This window comes from Microbacterium sp. Root1433D1, from assembly GCF_001426835.1.
GTDB lineage: Bacteria > Actinomycetota > Actinomycetes > Actinomycetales > Microbacteriaceae > Microbacterium > Microbacterium maritypicum.
Map to the genome: position 1 here is coordinate 875,158 of NZ_LMFN01000001.1, position 16,264 is coordinate 891,421.

At 69.1% G+C, this 16,264-nt stretch carries 16 protein-coding genes; 8 read left to right on the forward strand and 8 right to left on the reverse strand.

Features of this window, described 5'->3' with window-relative positions; genetic code table 11:
• The first annotated feature begins 218 nt into the window (after positions 1–218).
• Positions 219–803, forward strand: a complete 585-nt coding sequence (locus ASD13_RS04230) for an antibiotic biosynthesis monooxygenase (protein ID WP_055866086.1) — start codon at positions 219–221, stop codon at positions 801–803.
• Between the two features lie 9 nt (positions 804–812).
• On the opposite strand, the gene ASD13_RS04235 is transcribed toward ASD13_RS04230, so the two are convergent.
• Genes ASD13_RS04235 through ASD13_RS04255 form a run of 5 tightly spaced genes read right to left on the reverse strand, consistent with a single transcriptional unit; the run spans position 813 to position 6,106 of the window.
• Positions 813–1,946: a bifunctional 2-methylcitrate synthase/citrate synthase gene (locus ASD13_RS04235; RefSeq protein WP_055866088.1), complete on the reverse strand. Its 1,134-nt coding sequence runs from the start codon at positions 1,944–1,946 to the stop codon at positions 813–815.
• 2 nt (positions 1,947–1,948) lie between these two features.
• Positions 1,949–2,851: a methylisocitrate lyase gene (gene prpB / locus ASD13_RS04240; protein WP_055866091.1), complete on the reverse strand. Its 903-nt coding sequence runs from the start codon at positions 2,849–2,851 to the stop codon at positions 1,949–1,951.
• Entirely contained in the window at positions 2,851–4,377 is a 1,527-nt protein-coding gene (locus ASD13_RS04245) for an MmgE/PrpD family protein (RefSeq protein ID WP_055866092.1), read from the reverse strand. The genes prpB and ASD13_RS04245 overlap by 1 nt, the downstream gene beginning before the upstream one ends.
• Before the next feature lie 3 nt (positions 4,378–4,380).
• Positions 4,381–5,046, reverse strand: a complete 666-nt coding sequence (locus ASD13_RS04250; protein ID WP_055866094.1) for a GntR family transcriptional regulator — start codon at positions 5,044–5,046, stop codon at positions 4,381–4,383.
• A gap of 34 nt (positions 5,047–5,080) precedes the next feature.
• The gene (locus ASD13_RS04255; protein ID WP_055866096.1) at positions 5,081–6,106 is read right to left on the reverse strand and encodes an EamA family transporter; all 1,026 of its coding nucleotides are present in this window, start codon (positions 6,104–6,106) and stop codon (positions 5,081–5,083) included.
• Positions 6,107–6,145: 39 nt separating this feature from the next.
• On the opposite strand from ASD13_RS04255, the gene ASD13_RS04260 reads away from it, so the two are divergent.
• The 7 genes from ASD13_RS04260 (at position 6,146) to ASD13_RS04290 (ending at position 12,263) form a co-directional block, all read left to right on the forward strand.
• Positions 6,146–6,682 carry a CGNR zinc finger domain-containing protein gene (locus ASD13_RS04260; RefSeq protein WP_055866099.1) on the forward strand — a complete coding sequence of 179 codons (537 nt, stop codon included), beginning with the start codon at positions 6,146–6,148 and terminating at the stop codon, positions 6,680–6,682.
• A gap of 192 nt (positions 6,683–6,874) precedes the next feature.
• On the forward strand, positions 6,875–7,450 hold the full coding sequence (locus ASD13_RS04265; protein ID WP_017829485.1) for a glucose-6-phosphate isomerase family protein: 576 nt from the start codon (positions 6,875–6,877) through the stop codon (positions 7,448–7,450).
• 9 nt (positions 7,451–7,459) lie between these two features.
• A complete protein-coding gene (xylB, locus tag ASD13_RS04270; protein WP_055866101.1) occupies positions 7,460–8,950 on the forward strand; it encodes a xylulokinase in 1,491 nt (496 codons plus the stop codon).
• Positions 8,926–9,966 (forward strand): phosphoglycerate dehydrogenase, encoded by a 1,041-nt coding sequence (locus tag ASD13_RS04275; RefSeq protein ID WP_082531382.1) that lies wholly within the window; start codon positions 8,926–8,928, stop codon positions 9,964–9,966. Before xylB ends, ASD13_RS04275 begins: the two co-directional genes overlap by 25 nt.
• On the forward strand, positions 9,963–10,925 hold the full coding sequence (locus tag ASD13_RS04280; protein WP_082531383.1) for a shikimate dehydrogenase family protein: 963 nt from the start codon (positions 9,963–9,965) through the stop codon (positions 10,923–10,925). The genes ASD13_RS04275 and ASD13_RS04280 overlap by 4 nt, the downstream gene beginning before the upstream one ends.
• On the forward strand, positions 10,925–11,896 hold the full coding sequence (locus ASD13_RS04285) for a phosphotriesterase family protein (protein ID WP_055866103.1): 972 nt from the start codon (positions 10,925–10,927) through the stop codon (positions 11,894–11,896). The genes ASD13_RS04280 and ASD13_RS04285 overlap by 1 nt, the downstream gene beginning before the upstream one ends.
• A 70-nt stretch (positions 11,897–11,966) precedes the next feature.
• Entirely contained in the window at positions 11,967–12,263 is a 297-nt protein-coding gene (locus ASD13_RS04290) for a putative quinol monooxygenase (RefSeq protein WP_235562463.1), read from the forward strand.
• Between the two features lie 268 nt (positions 12,264–12,531).
• Here the strand turns inward: ASD13_RS04290 and ASD13_RS04295 are convergent, their stop codons facing one another.
• The 3 genes from ASD13_RS04295 to ASD13_RS04305 all read right to left on the reverse strand — a co-directional run bounded on the left by ASD13_RS04295 (position 12,532) and on the right by ASD13_RS04305 (position 16,223).
• Positions 12,532–13,530, reverse strand: a complete 999-nt coding sequence (locus tag ASD13_RS04295) for an ABC transporter substrate-binding protein (protein WP_055866105.1) — start codon at positions 13,528–13,530, stop codon at positions 12,532–12,534.
• A 156-nt stretch (positions 13,531–13,686) separates the two neighbouring features.
• Positions 13,687–14,721 (reverse strand): ABC transporter permease, encoded by a 1,035-nt coding sequence (locus tag ASD13_RS04300; RefSeq protein ID WP_017829492.1) that lies wholly within the window; start codon positions 14,719–14,721, stop codon positions 13,687–13,689.
• Positions 14,721–16,223 (reverse strand): sugar ABC transporter ATP-binding protein, encoded by a 1,503-nt coding sequence (locus ASD13_RS04305; protein WP_017829493.1) that lies wholly within the window; start codon positions 16,221–16,223, stop codon positions 14,721–14,723. Before ASD13_RS04305 ends, ASD13_RS04300 begins: the two co-directional genes overlap by 1 nt.
• Between the last annotated feature and the right edge of the window lie 41 nt (positions 16,224–16,264).

The following is a 16,264-nucleotide window of genomic DNA, read 5'->3' on the forward strand; positions in this document are numbered from 1 at the left end:
GTGTCACGTCTACCGCGCACACGGTGAGCGCTCTCGCTCCCGTCGCGGCTCCACGCCGCGAGACCCCCGCCGAATCGGGTCGGCGGGGGTCCTCCTCGTGGAGGCGGGAGCGGCCGGGAGCACGCCGCATCCGAATTAGAATCGACGGTGCGCCGCCACCCTTGGCGCATCCGCTTCGACGCCCCGACCCCGGGCGCCCGTTCCCCGAGGACCCCACCATGTCCGAACCCCTCACCGTGTCCATTCGCCGCGAAGTCGACCCCGAGCGCATCGTCGAGGCGACCGCCTGGGTGCAGACGGGGGTGAACCTCGCGACGAAGTACCCGGGCTTCCTCGGCTCCGGCTGGGTGCGCGCCGGCGAGGACTCGCAGGTGTGGCACATGCTCTACCGGTTCGCGAGCGAGGACTCGCTCACCGCCTGGGAGCAGTCGGCAGAGCGGGCCTGGTGGCTGTCGATGGGCCAGGGCTTCGTGCGCAGCGAGCGCTCCAAGCGCCGCACCGGGATCGAGGGCTGGTTCGACGAGCCGACCACCGGCACGATCACGCTGCCGTCCGCCGACGGCACGACCGAGACGGTCACCGTCGCCCCCGCTCCCCCGCGGTGGAAGCAGGCGACCTCGATCTGGCTGGGCTTCTTCCCCGTGAACCTCGCGTTCACCTACGCGATGAGCCCCGTGCCGGGGTGGAACGAGCTGCCGATCTGGGCGCGGGTGCTGGCCACCACCCTCGTGCTCACGCCGATCATGGCGTACTGGGTGCTGCCGTTCGTGACCCGGTCCCTGCGGAGCTGGCTCACCCGCTGACCGCGACGCTCAGACCGCGACGTGCCGCTCGTCCGGGCCGTCGTAGTGCGACAGCGGACGGATCAGCGCGTTGGATCCGGCCTGCTCGATCACGTGCGCGGTCCAGCCCGTCACCCGCGCCGCCACGAACAGCGGCGTGAAGGTCAGCGTGTCGAAGCCGATCAGGTTGTAGGCCGGGCCCGAGGGGTAGTCGAGGTTCGGGTAGATGCCCTTGCGCGCCACGAACTCCGACTCGAGAGCGTCGTACAGAGCGGCGACGTCGGCGCGGTCGTAATGCTCCACGAGAGTGTCGAGCGCGGCCTTCATGGTCGGCACACGCGAGTCGCCCTTCTTGTAGACGCGGTGCCCGAAGCCCATGATCTTGCGCTTCTCGGCGAGTGCTTTGTCGAGCCACGGCACGACGTTGTCGGCCGTGCCGATGTCGTCGAAGATGTGCAGCACGGCCTCGTTGGCGCCACCGTGCAGCGGACCTTTGAGCGCGCCGATCGCGCCGACGACCGCCGAATAGATGTCGCTCAGGGTCGAGGTGATCACGCGCGCGGTGAACGTGGAGGCGTTGAACGAGTGCTCGGCGTAGAGGATCATCGAGCGGTTGAAGGCATCCACCACAACGTCGTCCGCCTCTTCGCCGAACGTCATCCAGAGGAAGTTCGCGGAGTAGTCGAGGTCGGAGCGTGCAGCGATGATCTCCTGGCCGCGACGACGACGCTGACCGTAGGCGACGATCGCAGGAAGCGCGGCGAACAGGCGGATGCTGCGCTCGAGGTTCTGCTCGGGGCTGCCGCCCGCGTCGAGCACCGAGCCGCCGGCGCCGGGGTCGGAGGCGCCGATCAGGCTGACCGCGGTACGCACCTCGTCCATCGGGTGCGCATCCAGCGGGACCAGGTCGATCGCGGTCTTGACGTTGTCGGCGAGCGTCCGGTGCTTGCGCTCCTCGAGCCGGAAGGCTGCGAGCTCCTCCGGAGTGGGCAGCTCGCCGTTCCACAGCAGGTAGGCGACGGCCTCGAACGGCTGCGTGTCCGCCAGCTCCTGCACGGGGTAGCCGCGGTACAGCAGGCTGTTCGTCTCGGGGTTGACCTTCGAGATCGCGGTCGTGTCGACGACGACGCCCGCGAGGCCCTTCTTGATGTCCGGCTCGGTCATGGTCACTCCTTCGTGATGGTGAAGTTGAAGACGCCAGAGTCGAAGTGGTTGTACGACTCGTAGTCGATCAGATCGTAGAGATCGGCGCGGTGCTGCATCTCGCTGAGCGCGGAGGTCAGGTGCCCCTCTTCGTTCAGAGTATCCAGTGCGCGGCCTGCGGCCCCCATCGAGATGCGCAGCAGCGACACGGGCCAGATCACCAGGTTCACGCCCGCGTCACGCAGCTGGTCGACCGAGAACAGCTCGCTCTTGCCGAACTCCGTCATGTTCGCCAGGATCGGCACGTCGAGCGCCGCGGCCATGGCCTCGAACTCGGCGAGAGTGCGCATGGCCTCGGGGAACACCGCGTCGGCACCGGCGTCGACCAGCGCCTTGGCACGGTCGATCGCGGCGTCGAGACCCTCGACCGCGCGGATGTCGGTGCGCGCCATGATGAGGAAGTTCTCGTCGCGACGAGCGTCGGCTGCGGCACGGATGCGCTTGATCGCGGTGTTCTCGTCGACCACGGCCTTGCCGTCGAGGTGGCCGCAGCGCTTCGGATTGACCTGATCCTCGATGTGCGTGCCGGCGAGGCCCGCGTCTTCGAGCTCCTGGATCGTGCGGGCGACGTTCATCGGCTCGCCGAAGCCGGTGTCGGCGTCGACGATCGCGGGGAGGTCGGTCATACGGGCGATCTGCTTCGCCCTTCCGGCCACCTCGGTGAGCGTCGTGAGGCCGATGTCGGGCAGGCCCAGGTCAGCCGAGAGCACGGCGCCGGAGATGTAGACGCCGTCGAAGCCCTTCTGCTCGATCAGGCGCGCGCTCAGCGGGTTGAACGCACCGGGGAAGCGCAGCAGCTCCCCGCTCGCGAGACGCTCGCGGAACAGTCGGCGCTTCTCGGCGGGCGTGACGGTGGAGTACAGCATCAGAACAGTCCCGCAGGAGCAGGAGCAGCCTCGAGCAGGCCGGGCTTCGCGACGATCGAGAGCTCGCCGACCTCGGCAGCCGTCAGCTCGGGCAGGCGCTGCACGAGGGCGAGGAACCGCTCGATCTCGGCGGGCTCGAGCACGGGCTCCGCCAGCAGACGGAACTTCGCGATGTAGTTCTCTCGGGCGAACGGACGAGCCCCCAGCGGGTGCGCATCGGCCACGGCGATCTCGTCGACCACGGTCGAGCCGTCGGCGAGGCGGATCTCCACACGACCGCCGAACGCCTTCTCGGCCGGGTCCTCGGAGTGGTAGCGGCGGGTCCACTCGGCGTCCTCCGCCGTGGTGATCTTGTGCCACAGCGCGACCGTGTCGGCACGGCCCGCGCGCTCGGGGGCGTAGGAGTCGACGTGGTGCCACCCGCCGTCCTGCAGGGCCACCGCGAAGATGTACGGCACCGAGTGGTCGAGCGTCTCTCGCGACGCGGTCGGGTCGTACTTCTGCGGGTCGTTCGCGCCGGAGCCGATCACGTTGTGGGTGTGGTGGCTGGTGTGGATCACGATCTGATCGATGTTCGCCGGGTCGCGCAGTGCCGGGTTCTCGATCCCGAGCTTGCGGGCGAGGTCGATGAGCGCCTGCGCCTGGTACTCGGCCGAGTGCTCCTTCGTGTACGAGTCGAGGATCGCGCGCTTGGGCTCACCGGCGGCGGGCAGCGGCACGTCGTACGACGCGTCCTTGCCGTCGAGCATCCAGGCGATCACGCCGTCTTCGCCTTCATAGATGGGGGCGGGGCTGGTCTGTCCGCGCATCGCCCGGTCGACGGCTTCGACGGCCATCTTGCCGGCGAACGCCGGAGCGTGCGCCTTCCAGGTCGAGATCTCGCCCTTGCGGCTCTGTCGCGTGGCGGTCGTGGTGTGCAGGCCCTGCCCGACGGCCTGGTAGATGGTCTCGACGTCGAGGCCGAGCAGGGTGCCGATGCCGGCGGCGGCGGACGGGCCGAGGTGGGCGACGTGGTCGATCTTGTGCTTGTGCAGGCAGATCGCGCGCACCAGGTCCATCTGGATCTCGTAGCCGGTGGCGATGCCGCGCACGAGCGCCCGCCCGTCCTTCCCGGTGTGCTGCGCGACCGCGAGGATCGGCGGGATGTTGTCGCCGGGGTGCGAGTACTCCGCGGCGAGGAACGTGTCGTGGTAGTCGAGCTCGCGCACGGCCACGCCGTTCGCCCAGGCGGCCCACTCGGGGCTGGTGCGGTGATCGAGCGCCGCACCGAACAGGTTCGCACCGACGCCGCCGGTCGAGACGGGGTGGCTGAACGCCTGGGCCCTGGCCGCGTTGATGGGCGCACGGGTGAGGGAGGCCGCAGCCACCGAAGCGTTGTCGATGATGCGGTTGATGATCATGTCGACGACGTCCTGCTCGACCTCGACCTGGTCGGCGGCGACCTCGGCGATCTTCCAGGCGAGCTGCTCTTCCCTGGCGAGGTTCTCGTCGCTGCGGTGCACACGGACGTGGTGGGTGACGGTCATTTCTTATCCTTCACTGTTGCGGGATTCGAGGGAATCGAGGATGCCGGTGAGCGCGTTGTGCAGATGCACGTGCGTGGCGTGGGCGGCGAGGTCGCCGTCGCGGGCGGCGAGCGCCTCGGCGATGGTGCGGTGCTCGGCGGCGGAGGCGGCGAGCCGGGCGGGCTTGTCGCGAGCCATCCGGCGCACACGCACGAGGTGGGTGCGCACGGTGCGCAGCGCCGAGGCGATGTAGTCGTTCGCCACGGCCGCGTCGAGGGCGACGTCGAAGCGGGCGATCAGCGCGTAGTAGGCGTCACGGCCTTCGACGGCGTCGAGGTCGACGTGCGCGAACTCGTCGGCGAGTGCGGCGAACAGGGCGGCGTCTCCCCTGGTGGCGGCGAGGCGGGCTGAGCTCTCCTCGAGCGCGCGGCGGATCTCGAAGAGGGAGCGGATGTCGTCGGCATCCAGATCGGCGACCACGGTGACCCGCGGCGACTGCTGCACGACGAGCCCATCCGCGATGAGTCGACGCAGCGCTTCACGCATCGGGGTGCGGCTCACACCCAGGCGCTCGGCCTGTTCGACCTCGCCGAGCACGAAACCGGCCGGGAGCGTGCCCGACTGGATGTCATCGAGCAGAGCCGCGTACGCGCGATCACTCGCGGAGGTGCGTTCCACAGCGAGGGTCATGCCCTCAGTGTATACATAAACCGAGATTGAAGGGTCAGAGTTCTTCCTGAGCGGGCTTCTCGTATACATTCTTCGCAGGAAGCGCCGGCGCCCCCGCGGGCATCGGCTCGACGAATTCCGCCGCGACGGGCTCACCCAGCTTCACGACCACGACGCCCACGAGCACGAGCACGCCGCCAAGCGCCTGCAGCAGGTCGGGCAGCTGCCCGAGAAGCAGCCAGCCGAACAGCAGGGCCGCCACCACCTCGGCGAGTGCGACGAAGGAGGCGAGCCGCGAACCCAGCATCCGCGTGGAGGCGATGCCGAGCAGGTAGGCGAGCGCGGTCGCCACGACCCCCATCGCCAGCACCGGCACGAACCAGGGCACGCTGCCGAACCGGTACGCGATGTCGTCGGTGGTCCACGCGATCGGCAGCACGCCGATCGCACCGGCCACGGTGAGCCCGACCGCGCCGAGAAGCAGACCGCTCCCGGCGAGGGCGATGGGCGGCAGCCCGGTGTCGACCTTGGCCGAGAGCACGAAGTAGGTCGCCGCGCCCACCATCGCCCCGAGTGCCCACAGGATGCCGGCCACGTTCACGTCGGCCCCCGTGAGGATGTCGAGCATGAGCACGAGCCCGACGAAGGCGATGGCCGCGCCGAGGATGCTGCGGCGGGTCGGCCGTTCACCCCTTCGCAGCCACAGCCACAGCAGCACCGCGACCGGGGCGGTGTACTCGATGAGCAGAGCCAGACCCACGTCCATGACGGCCACGGCCTGGAAGTAGAAGAGCTGGGTCGCGGCGACAGCCAGCAGTCCGTAGGCGAGGATCATGCCGGCGTTGCGACGCAGCAGCACCCACCGCCCTCGGAGGGACAGGATCGTCGGGATCAGCAGCACGAGAGCGGCCACCCAGATGCGGGCGGTCACGGCAGCCCCGGGCGTCCATCCGGCATCGATGAGCCCTCGCGCCCACCCGCCCGACATGCCGAAGGCGAAGGCCGCGGCGAGCGCGAGCGGCAGTCCGAGGCGCACGCCTCGTGCGGAGGAGACCACCGTGTCACTTCTCACCTTGCTCATGATCGATGACGCTACTCGCGCGCGCTGTAAGATGTCAACATGATCTTCACCGATGACACGGAGGAGGCGCTGCGTTCCGCCGTCTGGCTCGCGAACTCCGCCGAACAGCCGGACGCGCTGACCGACCTCGACGATGAAGACACCTTCCTCCGCGAGTTCCCCTACACCGGGCGCCTCGACCGCGATGAGGTCGAGGTCGCCTCGCTGCGCGATCTGCGTCCGCGCCTGCGCGCGATGCTGCTGGCACCGCGTGACGAGATGGCCGCGCACGTCAACGACGCGCTCGCGGAGTCCCGGCTCACCCCGGCGCTGCGTCGCCATGACGGCTTGGACTGGCACCTGCACGCCGTCGCCGATGAGCAGCCCTTCGCCGAGCGCATCCTGATCGAGACCGCGATGGCCCTGATCGACGTCATCCGCGCCGACGAGGGCTCGCGCCTCTCCGTGTGCGACGACGACACCTGCCAGTCGATCGCGCTCGACCTCTCGCGCAACCGCTCGAAGCGCTACTGCTCCACGACGTGCGCGAACCGCAACGCCGTCGCCGCGTACCGCGCGAGGCGCACCGCCGAGTGACCCGGCACTGACGCCGGCGACCCCTCCGCGCTCCAGTCGCACTTCCTGCCGGATTCTTCGCGATCAGGCGGCACCAACGGCGACCGGAGCGGCAGCAGGCATGCACCCCTGGACGCAACCTGTCATAACAGGTACAGTGAACCTGTCATTACAGGTTGCGCAGCGCCGCAGCATCCGTTACGAGGAGCACCGATGCCCGAGTTCCACACCCCGCCGATCTCTCCGATGGCGATCGCCTTCGACGCCGAGAAGCTGACGCTCTCACCCGAGGGGCCGACCCTCACCCGGCGGATGTCCGACCTCGAGGGGCTCTTCCTCGACGCCGAGGCCTGGGCCGAAGCATCCGCCGGCGAGAACCCCGTCGTCTACACGGTCGTGAGCTCCCCCGTGCCCGAGGCCGACCGCGAGCTGCCGCAGTCGATCACCACGATCATGCCCGGCGACACCGGCGGCGAGCTCTGGATGACCAAGGGGCACCAGCACCCGAACCACCAGGGCGAGATCTACCTGGCGTTGCAGGGCCGCGGCGGCCTGCTCATGTTCGACGGCGAGCGCACCGAATGGCTCGACATGCTCCCCGGCACCATCGGCTACATCCCGCCGGGCTGGGCGCACCGCTCAGTCAACACCGGCGACGAGCCCTACGCCTTCCTCGCGGTGTATCCGGGAGGAGCAGGGCACGACTACGGCTGGGTGCTGGAGCACGGAATGGGCTCGCGTGCCTATCGCGCAGCCTCCGGCGTCGACCTGCGTCCCTACGCGGAATAGGCTCCGGCCATGATCATCGCGCACGACCTGGGTACGACCGGGAACAAGGCCTCGCTGCATCATGACGACGGCCGTCTCGTCGCCTCGGTCACCGTCCCCTACCCCGCGCACTTCGCCGCGGGCGGGGTCGCCGAGCAGAACCCTGCGGACTGGTGGAACGCGGTCGTCGCCGCCACGCGCGACCTGATCGCGCGCACCGGCACGGCCGCGACCGACATCGCCGGACTCGTGGTCAGCGGCCAGATGATGGGGGCCGTGCTGCTCGATGCCGACGGCGAACCCGCCCGTCCGGCGATCATCTGGGCCGACACCAGGGCCGGCGCCCAGCAACGCGAGCTCGAGGTCGCGATCGGCGCCGAGCGTGCCTACGGCATCCTGGGCCACCGCCTCAACCCCACCTACTCGGTCGAGAAGATCATGTGGGTGCGCGACAACGAGCCCGACACCTGGACGCGCGTGCGTCGGGTGTGCGTCGCGAAGGACTTCATCGTGCTGCGTCTGACCGGGCGCCTCGCGACCGACCGCTCCGATGCATCCGGCACCAACGCCTACGACCAGGCGCGCGGCACCTGGTCCGACGAGGTGCTGCAGGCCGCGCGCCTCGACCCCGCTCTGTTCCCCGAGATCCTGGAATCCACGCAGACCGCCGGCACACTGACCGATGCCGCCGCCGCTGCTCTCGGACTCCACACGGGAGTGCGCGTGGTGATGGGTGGCGGCGACGGACCGCTCGCCGCCGTCGGCTCGGGTGTCGTCGCCCCGGAAGACGGCGCGTACGTGTGCCTGGGCACCTCGTCGTGGATCTCGTTCGCGGCCGACGCCCCGCTGCACGACCCTGCGATGCGCACGTTCACGTTCGACAACGTCGTTCCCGGCTCGTTCGTGCCCACCGCCACCATGCAGGCCGGCGGCGCCTCCGTGCAGTGGATCGCCGAGGCGCTCTCGCCCGACCCCGCGCACCCCGAGACCTCGCGGCTCACGGCCGAGGCATCCGCCGACGTCGACACCGACGACCTCTACTTCCTCCCCTACCTGCTCGGGGAACGCTCCCCGATGTGGGACCCGGATGCCCGGGGTGCGTTCATCGGGCTGGCCCGCCACCACGGCAGGGCACACCTCGTGCGGGCCGTGCTGGAGGGCACGGCGTTCAACCTGCTCAGCTGCATCCAGGCGTTCCGTGAATCAGGCGCCGTGATCGACCGCATCGATGCCGTCGGCGGCGGAGCCCAGAGCGACGTGTACCTCTCGGTGCTCGCCGATGTGTGGGGAGTGCCGGTGCGCCGACGCACGATCGTGGAAGAGGCGAACAGCCTCGGTGCCGCGGTCACCGCTGCGGTCGGACTCGGACTCACCGACTTCTCTGCCGCCCGCGCCCTGAGCGAGGTCACCGCCGAGTTCACCCCGGATGCCGGGCGCCACGCCGTCTACGCCGAGCGGCACACCCGCTTCGTCGATGCCTACACGGCCCTCGCGCCGTGGTTCGCCGGACGGCCGCGCTGATGGGCGTCATCCTCGTCACCAGCCGCTCGTTCTCGGACGGCGACCTGGATCTGGTGGAACGCGCCGCTCAGGCGGGACACCGCATCCTCCGCGGTCCGGCGCACCACGACCTCGACGAGTTGCGGTCGCTGCTGCACGGCGCCGACGCGTGGATCGCCGGCACCGGCGCGGTCACCGAGGAGCATCTCGCCGCGGCTCCGAAGCTCAAGGTCGTCGCCCGGTACGGCGTCGGCACCGAGTCGGTCGACCTGGCAGCGGCGCGAGACCGCGGCATCCCGGTGACCAACACTCCGGGCGCCAACGCCGATGCGGTGGCCGACCACGCGGTCGGTCTCATGCTCGCCGCCCTCCGCTTCGTCCCCGACGGCGACCGCCGCGTGCGCGCCGGCGACTGGAGCGTGCGTCGCGGGCGGGAACTCGGGGCCGCCACGGTCGGGATCGTGGGCTTCGGACGGATCGGCCAGGGGGTCGCCGCGCGACTGCGCGGCTTCGGGCCGCGCGTGCTCGCCGCCGACCCGTTCCTGCCCGACGATGTGGTGCGTGCCCGCGGTGCGGAACCCGTCGCGCTCGACGACCTGTTCCACCGAGCCGACGTCATCACCCTGCACGCCCCCGGGGGCCAGCGGCTGGTCGACGCCGAGCGTCTGGCCGACATGCGACCGGGAACCGTGCTGGTCAACACCGCCCGCGGCGATCTGATCGACGAAGCCTCCGTGGCACGGGCGCTGCACGACGGCATCCTCGCCTGCTACGCGGCCGACACCCTCGACGGCGACACGGCCGCACATGACAGTCCGCTGCTCGCGCCCGAACTCGCCGATCGCGTGATCGTCACCCCGCACCTGGGCGCGCAGACCACGCAGGCCGTCGACAACATGGGCTCCCTCTCGCTCGCCGACGTGATCGCCGTGCTGTCGGGTGCCGAGCCCGCCCACCCCGTGCCCGACGCCTCCATCCCCGTCCCCGTCCCCGACCCCGTCCCTGTTCCCGTCCCCGTCCCCGAGGAGACCCGATGACCATCGACGCCGTCCGCACAGAGGCCGCGACTCCGGCCACGGCATCCGCCGACTACATGGGGTTCGTCGGGGTGACCACCGCGTCATCGTCGATCATGAAGGTCTTCCCGCTCTGGGCCGACATCCTGGGCCTGCCGACCCGCACCCTGCTCGGCCACGACCTGCCGATGGATGCCGAGCCTGCGCAGTACCGCGCCATGGTCGAGCAGATCCGCGATGACCCGCATCACCGCGGGGCGCTCGTGACCACGCACAAGATGAACGTGTACTCCGCCGCCTCCGACCTGTTCGACGAGCTCGACCCGTTCGCGGTGTCGTGCTCCGAGATCTCCAGCATCTCCAAACGGGGCCCGGTCCTGTCGGGGCGGGCGAAGGACCCGATCACGGTCGACCTCGCCCTGAACGACTTCCTTCCCGCCGACCACTTCGCCCGCACCGGGGCCGCGGTCGTGATCCTCGGCGCCGGAGGTTCGGGCACCGCCCTGAGCTGGGCGCTGGCCGAACGCGAAGACGCCCCGGCGAAGATCACGGTGACGGCCCGCACGCAGGACAAGCTCGACCACCTGCGCGAGGTGCACCGTCAGCACGGCACCAGGGAGGGGCTGATCGAGTACGTGGTGACCGCTTCGGCCGAAGATGCCGACGCGCTGGTGGCCGCCGCCCCCGCAGGATCGGTGATCGCCAACGCGACGGGGCTCGGCAAGGACCGGCCCGGCTCTCCTCTGACCGACGCCGTGGTGTTCCCCGAGGGCGCGTACGCGTGGGAGTTCAACTACCGCGGCACGCTCGAGTTCCTCCACCAGGCCGAGGCGCAGGCGCCTGCACGCGGGCTGCACGTGGTCGACGGCTGGCAGTATTTCATCCACGGCTGGTCGCAGGTCGTGGCCGATGTGTTCGATCTCGACCTGACGCCCGAGATCGTCGAACGGCTCGCCGAGGCCGCGGAGTCGGTGCGCTGATGTCCGCCCTCGTCCGCACGGTGCTCGGCGATATCGACCCGGCGCTGCTCGGGCGGGTGGACTATCACGAGCACCTGTTCCAGGTGTCGCCGCTGCTTCCGGGCGACGAGCTCGACGACGAGAAGGCCTCGGGCGAAGAAGCAGCCCTGCTGCAGGCGAGCGGGTTCGAGGCGATGGTGGATGCCACACCGTTCGGCCTCGCCCGCGACCCCGCAGCCCTGGCCCGGATCAGTGCGACGACCGGACTGCACATCGTCGCGACGACCGGCCGACACCGCGAGGCCCACTACGGCGCGGACCATCCGATGCAGGTGTGGACCGCCGAGCGTCTGGCCGCCCTCTTCATCGCCGACATCACGCGCGGGATGCCCGCCGACGACGGGGAGATCTTCGAGACGCCCGAGGTGTCCCTCGCTGCCGCGCCCGATGGCGGACCCGTGCGCGCAGGTCTGCTCAAGGGCGGCGCCGACTACTGGCGCATCAGTGCGTTCGAGCGCACCACCCTGATCGCCGTGGCCGAGGCGCACCGCGCGACGGGCGCTCCGATCATGGTGCATCTGGAGTTCGGCACAGCGGCCCATGAGGTGCTCGACCTGCTCGACGCCGAAGGGGTGCCCGCCGATCGGGTCGTGCTCGCGCACGCCGACCGCGACCCCGACCCCGGTCTGCACGTGTCACTCGCCGAACGCGGAGCCCACCTCGGCTACGACGGCTTCGCGCGTCCGCGCACCCGCTCCGACGCCGAGCTGCTCGCTCTGACGGTCGCGGTGGTGGAGCGCGGGGCCGGCGACCGGATCGTGCTCGGCGGCGACGTCGCCCGGCGCACGCGGTACATCGCCTACGGCGGCATGCCCGGACTCGCCTACCTCGGCGACCGCTACCTCCCGCGCCTCCGCGCGGCCGTCGGCGACGACGCCGTGCACCGGATGCTCGTGACCACCCCGGCCCGCCTGCTGACCCTCGCGCCGTGATCTTCTCCCCCTGCACACGAGCATGACCATGAGCATCCGACTCCACGCCCGACATCCCCGAGGAGACACCGTGTCCGAGCCGACCATCCTGCACGCCACCTTCACCGCCCAGCCCGGAGCGGGCGACCGTGTGGCGGCCCTGTTGCGCGATTTCGCCGAGGTCGTGCGCGCCGAGGAGGGCAACGTCGTCTTCGATGCGACCCGGCTCGTCGACGACCCCGACCGCTTCTTCGTCTACGAGGTCTATCGCGACGAAGCGGCGTTCCAGGCGCACATCGCCGCCCCCGCCGGAGTGCCCTTCAACGCGGCGCTGCAGGAGCTGATCGTCGAACCGTCGTCGCAGCTCACCTTCCTCCGCCGCCTCTGACGCCGTCACGCCGTGACGCGGCGGCGCGTTGGATCCCGGCCTCTCCGCCCTGCTCACCTGTCGGGAGAATGCACGCATGTCGGAGGAATCGCCGGCATCCGCTCCTGCATCCGTGATTCCTCCCGACATCCGGCACATGCACCCGCACCGGGCACACGCACCCGCATCCGGCATACGCACACGGCACGCCCACACCACGGCACGCGCACACCCCGGACACGAAGAAGCCCCCCACCCGAAGGTGAGGGGCTTCTTCGACGATGCGGTGTCACTCGTAGAGCACGCCCGCGATCTTCGGGTCTTCGATGTTGGTCTTGTCGTACCAGTACGAGCCGGTGTCGTAGAACTTCTCGACCGACTTGCCGTTCGCGGCGTCGTACGCGGCCTGCACGACCTGTGCGCCGATGCCGATCGGGTCCTGCGTGATCGCGCCGGCCATGGTGCCGTCCTTGATGGCGTTGATCTGTGCGGCGCCGGAGTCGAAGCCGACGATCGTGATCTTGCCCTTCTCGAGGCCCAGCTCGTTCACGGCGTTCACGACACCGATGGCGGAGCCTTCGTTGGTGCCGTAGATGCCCTTGAGGTCGGGGTGGGCCGCGATCAGGGTCTTGGCGATGTCGGCCGACTTGAGGTGGTCGCCGTCACCGTACTGGATGTCGACGATCTCGATGTCGGGGTAGTCCGCCTCGATCTTGTCGACGAAGCCGTCGCGACGCTCGACGCCGGTGGAGTTGATCTGCGAGTGGCCGACGATCGCGACCTGGCCCTCGCCGCCGATCAGTTCGGCCATGTGCTCGGCGGCGAGCGCACCGGCGACCTTGCTGTCGGTGGCCGACAGGCTGAGCCCGACGTCGCCGTTGCAGGGGGCGTCGAAGTAGACGACGGGGATGTCCTTCGCCTTGGCCTGCTCGAGCGGGGCGACGCACGCCTCGGGGTCGAGGGCGGCGTAGGCGATGGCACTCGGGTTCTTGTCGATCGCTGCGGTCAGCATCTCCAGCTGCGCGGCGATCTCGGTCTCGGCGGCAGGACCCTCGAACGTGATCTTCACGCCGAGCTCCTTCGCCTTGTCCTCGGCGCCCTTCTTCACGGCCTGCCAGAACTGGTGCTGGAAGCCCTTCGAGACCATGGCGATGTACATCTCGCCGTCGCTGCTGCCCCCGCTGCTCGAGCCTTCCTCGATCACGTCGCCACCACCGGCACAGCCGGCGAACACCAGTGCGGATGCGGCCATGAGGGCCACGAGTGCGGTCTTCTTCCCGAATTTCATGAAAACTCCATTGTTTGGGTACGACTCGGTTTGTTCTGTGTGGATGCCGGACGAGCCGGCGCTGTGGACATTCCAGGTGCCTGTGCGGATGTCTCCGCGGAAGCCGGCCGTGGCCGGAGGACGACGACGGGCACGGGTTTCGTCGCCGTCCAGGTCTCAGGTGCGCTGTCGGTTGCGGAGCGAGTCGAGGAAGACCGCGAGCAGCACGACCACGCCGACGACGATGTTCTGCCATTCGGGCTGGATCGACATGATGCGCAGACCGTTCACGAGCACGCTCATGATGAGGGCGCCGATCACGGTGCCGAGGATCGAGCCGCGTCCGCCCAGCAGCGAGGTTCCGCCGATGATGACCGCGGCGATCGCCTGCAGCTCGTACCCGGTGCCGATCTGCGGCTGCGCCGAGTCGAGGCGGGAGGCGATGACGATGCCCGCGACGCCGGTGAACGCCCCGGCGAACATGTAGATCAGGATCGTCCAGCGACGCGTGTTGACGCCCGAGAGGCGCGTGGCCTCTTCGTTCGAGCCGATCGCGAAGGTGTACCGGCCAAGCAGCGTCTTCGACAGCACGAGGTACGCGATGATCGCGAGCACGGCGGTGACGAGAACGGCGTTCGGGATGCCGGGGATGATCACGCCGAGGGCGATCTTCTTGAAGTCGGGGGCCGACGTCGAGAAGTAGATCGGCGCGACACCCGAGATCACGAGGGCGAGGCCACCGGCGATCATCATCATGGCCAGGGTCGCGATGAACGGCGGGAGCCGGAGGAACGTGATGTTCACACCGTTGATCAGGCCCATCAGCACACCGGTGAGGATGCCGCCGATGACGCCGACCCAGACCGGGAGCCCCATGTTCGTCACGAACACACCCGTCATCACGGCGCACAGCGCCATGCCGGTGCCGATCGACAGGTCGATGCCGCCGGTGATGATGACGAAGGTGGTGCCGAGGGCGAGGATGCCGATGACGGCGGTCGACAGCAGGACCGTGGCGATGTTGCTGAAGGTGAAGAAGTTGGGGCTGGCGATCGAGAAGAAGATGATCAGCACGATGAGCGTGCCGAACGCCAGCGACTGCTGGAACTGCCGCTTCAGGAACGCGCCGACGTCTCTCTTGTCGGTGTTCTCGTTCACGGCGGTCTGGATGATCGTCGTCGTCGACGATCCGGGCTGCTGCGGAGCGCTCATCAGTCTTCCTCCCCGTGGGCTGCGAGTTGCATGATCTTCTCCTGGCTTGCTTCCTCGTTGCGGAGCGTCCCGGTGATGCGGCCGTTGGCGAAGACCGCGATGCGGTTCGCCACACGGAGGATCTCCGGGAGCTCGGATGAGATGACGATGATGGACTTGCCTGCATCAGCGAGCTGCTGCATGAGGCGGTAGATCTCCTCCTTCGCGCCGACGTCGATCCCTCGGGTCGGCTCGTCGAAGATGAGGATGTCGCAGTCGCGCATCAGCCAGCGGGCGATGACGACCTTCTGCTGGTTCCCTCCGGAGAGGAGCTTGACGACCTGGTTGACCGAGGGGGTCTTCACGCGCAGCTGCTGCACGTACTCTTTGGTGCGGTTCTTCGCCTTGCTGTCGCCCATCCAGCCGATCGCGTTGGCGTAGGAGCCGAGCGAGGCGAGCACGGTGTTGAACGTCACGTCCTGCTCGAGCATGAGGCCGAGGAGCTTGCGGTCCTCCGAGAGGTATCCGACGCCGTGCTGCACGGCGTCGGCTGGCTGGGCGATCCGCACCGTGCGACCGTCGATCGCGATCGTGCCGCTGTCGCGGTGATCGGCGCCGATCACGGCACGCGCGGTCTCGGTGCGCCCGGCGCCCATGAGCCCTGCGAAGCCGAGGATCTCGCCCTTGTGCAGCTGGAACGAGACGTCTTTCAGGAGGTTCTTGGTCGACAGACCCTGCACCTCGAGGACAACGGGATCGTTCGCGTGCTCTCGGGCCTGCGGACGGGTCCCCTCATCGATCACACGTCCGACCATCATCTCGATGATGGTCGGGATGGTGATCTCGGACCTGTCGAGTGATCCGATGTATGTGCCGTCACGGAGGACGGTCACCCGGTCGGCCAGACGGCGCAGCTCGTCCATGCGGTGCGAGATGTAGACGATCCCGGTGCCGCGCGCCTTGAGCTGCTCGATCAGCACGAAGAGCGTCTCGACCTCGGTGTCGGTGAGGGCGGAGGTCGGCTCGTCCATGATGAGCACCTTGGCGTTGAACGACAGCGCCTTGGCGATCTCGACCATCTGCTGCTCGGCCACCGTGAGCTCGCCGACGAGCTGCCGGGGGTTCAGGTGGATGTCCAGGCGCTGCAGCAGTTCCGCGGTCTGCGCGTTCAGCTTGCGCTCCGACAGGAACGGCCCGGTGGTGGGCTCTCGCCCCACGTAGATGTTCTGCGCCACGGTCAGATCGGGCATCAGGTTGAGCTCCTGATGGATGATCGTGATGCCGAGCTCCTGCGCCTGGAGGGGGCTGGTGAGCTCCACCTCCTGACCCTCGAACGTGATCGTGCCCTCGTCCTTGGTGTAGATCCCGGAGAGGATCTTCATCAGCGTCGACTTTCCCGCGCCGTTCTCGCCCACGAGCACGAGCACCTCGCCGGCGTGCACCTCGAGGTGCACGTCCTTCAGCGCCTGCACGCCGGGGAATCCCTTGCTGATCCCCTCGACCCGGAGGATGGGTCCACTCATGCGCTCACCTGCTTCCTTGAAGGTTCTGCTTCGATGTCGGC

Bases quoted from the DNA above. Each gene is read 5' to 3' on its own strand.
- ASD13_RS04235 (WP_055866088.1), bottom strand. From the start codon at position 1,946: ATGACCGAGCCGGACATCAAGAAGGGCCTCGCGGGCGTCGTCGTCGAC.
- ASD13_RS04300 (WP_017829492.1), bottom strand. From the start codon at position 14,721: ATGAGCGCTCCGCAGCAGCCCGGATCGTCGACGACGACGATCATCCAG.
- ASD13_RS04255 (WP_055866096.1), bottom strand. From the start codon at position 6,106: ATGAGCAAGGTGAGAAGTGACACGGTGGTCTCCTCCGCACGAGGCGTG.
- ASD13_RS04285 (WP_055866103.1), top strand. From the start codon at position 10,925: ATGTCCGCCCTCGTCCGCACGGTGCTCGGCGATATCGACCCGGCGCTG.
- ASD13_RS04305 (WP_017829493.1), bottom strand. From the start codon at position 16,223: ATGAGTGGACCCATCCTCCGGGTCGAGGGGATCAGCAAGGGATTCCCC.
- ASD13_RS04260 (WP_055866099.1), top strand. From the start codon at position 6,146: ATGATCTTCACCGATGACACGGAGGAGGCGCTGCGTTCCGCCGTCTGG.
- prpB (WP_055866091.1), bottom strand. From the start codon at position 2,851: ATGCTGTACTCCACCGTCACGCCCGCCGAGAAGCGCCGACTGTTCCGC.
- ASD13_RS04265 (WP_017829485.1), top strand. From the start codon at position 6,875: ATGCCCGAGTTCCACACCCCGCCGATCTCTCCGATGGCGATCGCCTTC.
- ASD13_RS04230 (WP_055866086.1), top strand. From the start codon at position 219: ATGTCCGAACCCCTCACCGTGTCCATTCGCCGCGAAGTCGACCCCGAG.
- ASD13_RS04295 (WP_055866105.1), bottom strand. From the start codon at position 13,530: ATGAAATTCGGGAAGAAGACCGCACTCGTGGCCCTCATGGCCGCATCC.
- xylB (WP_055866101.1), top strand. From the start codon at position 7,460: ATGATCATCGCGCACGACCTGGGTACGACCGGGAACAAGGCCTCGCTG.
- ASD13_RS04280 (WP_082531383.1), top strand. From the start codon at position 9,963: ATGACCATCGACGCCGTCCGCACAGAGGCCGCGACTCCGGCCACGGCA.
- ASD13_RS04245 (WP_055866092.1), bottom strand. From the start codon at position 4,377: ATGACCGTCACCCACCACGTCCGTGTGCACCGCAGCGACGAGAACCTC.
- ASD13_RS04250 (WP_055866094.1), bottom strand. From the start codon at position 5,046: ATGACCCTCGCTGTGGAACGCACCTCCGCGAGTGATCGCGCGTACGCG.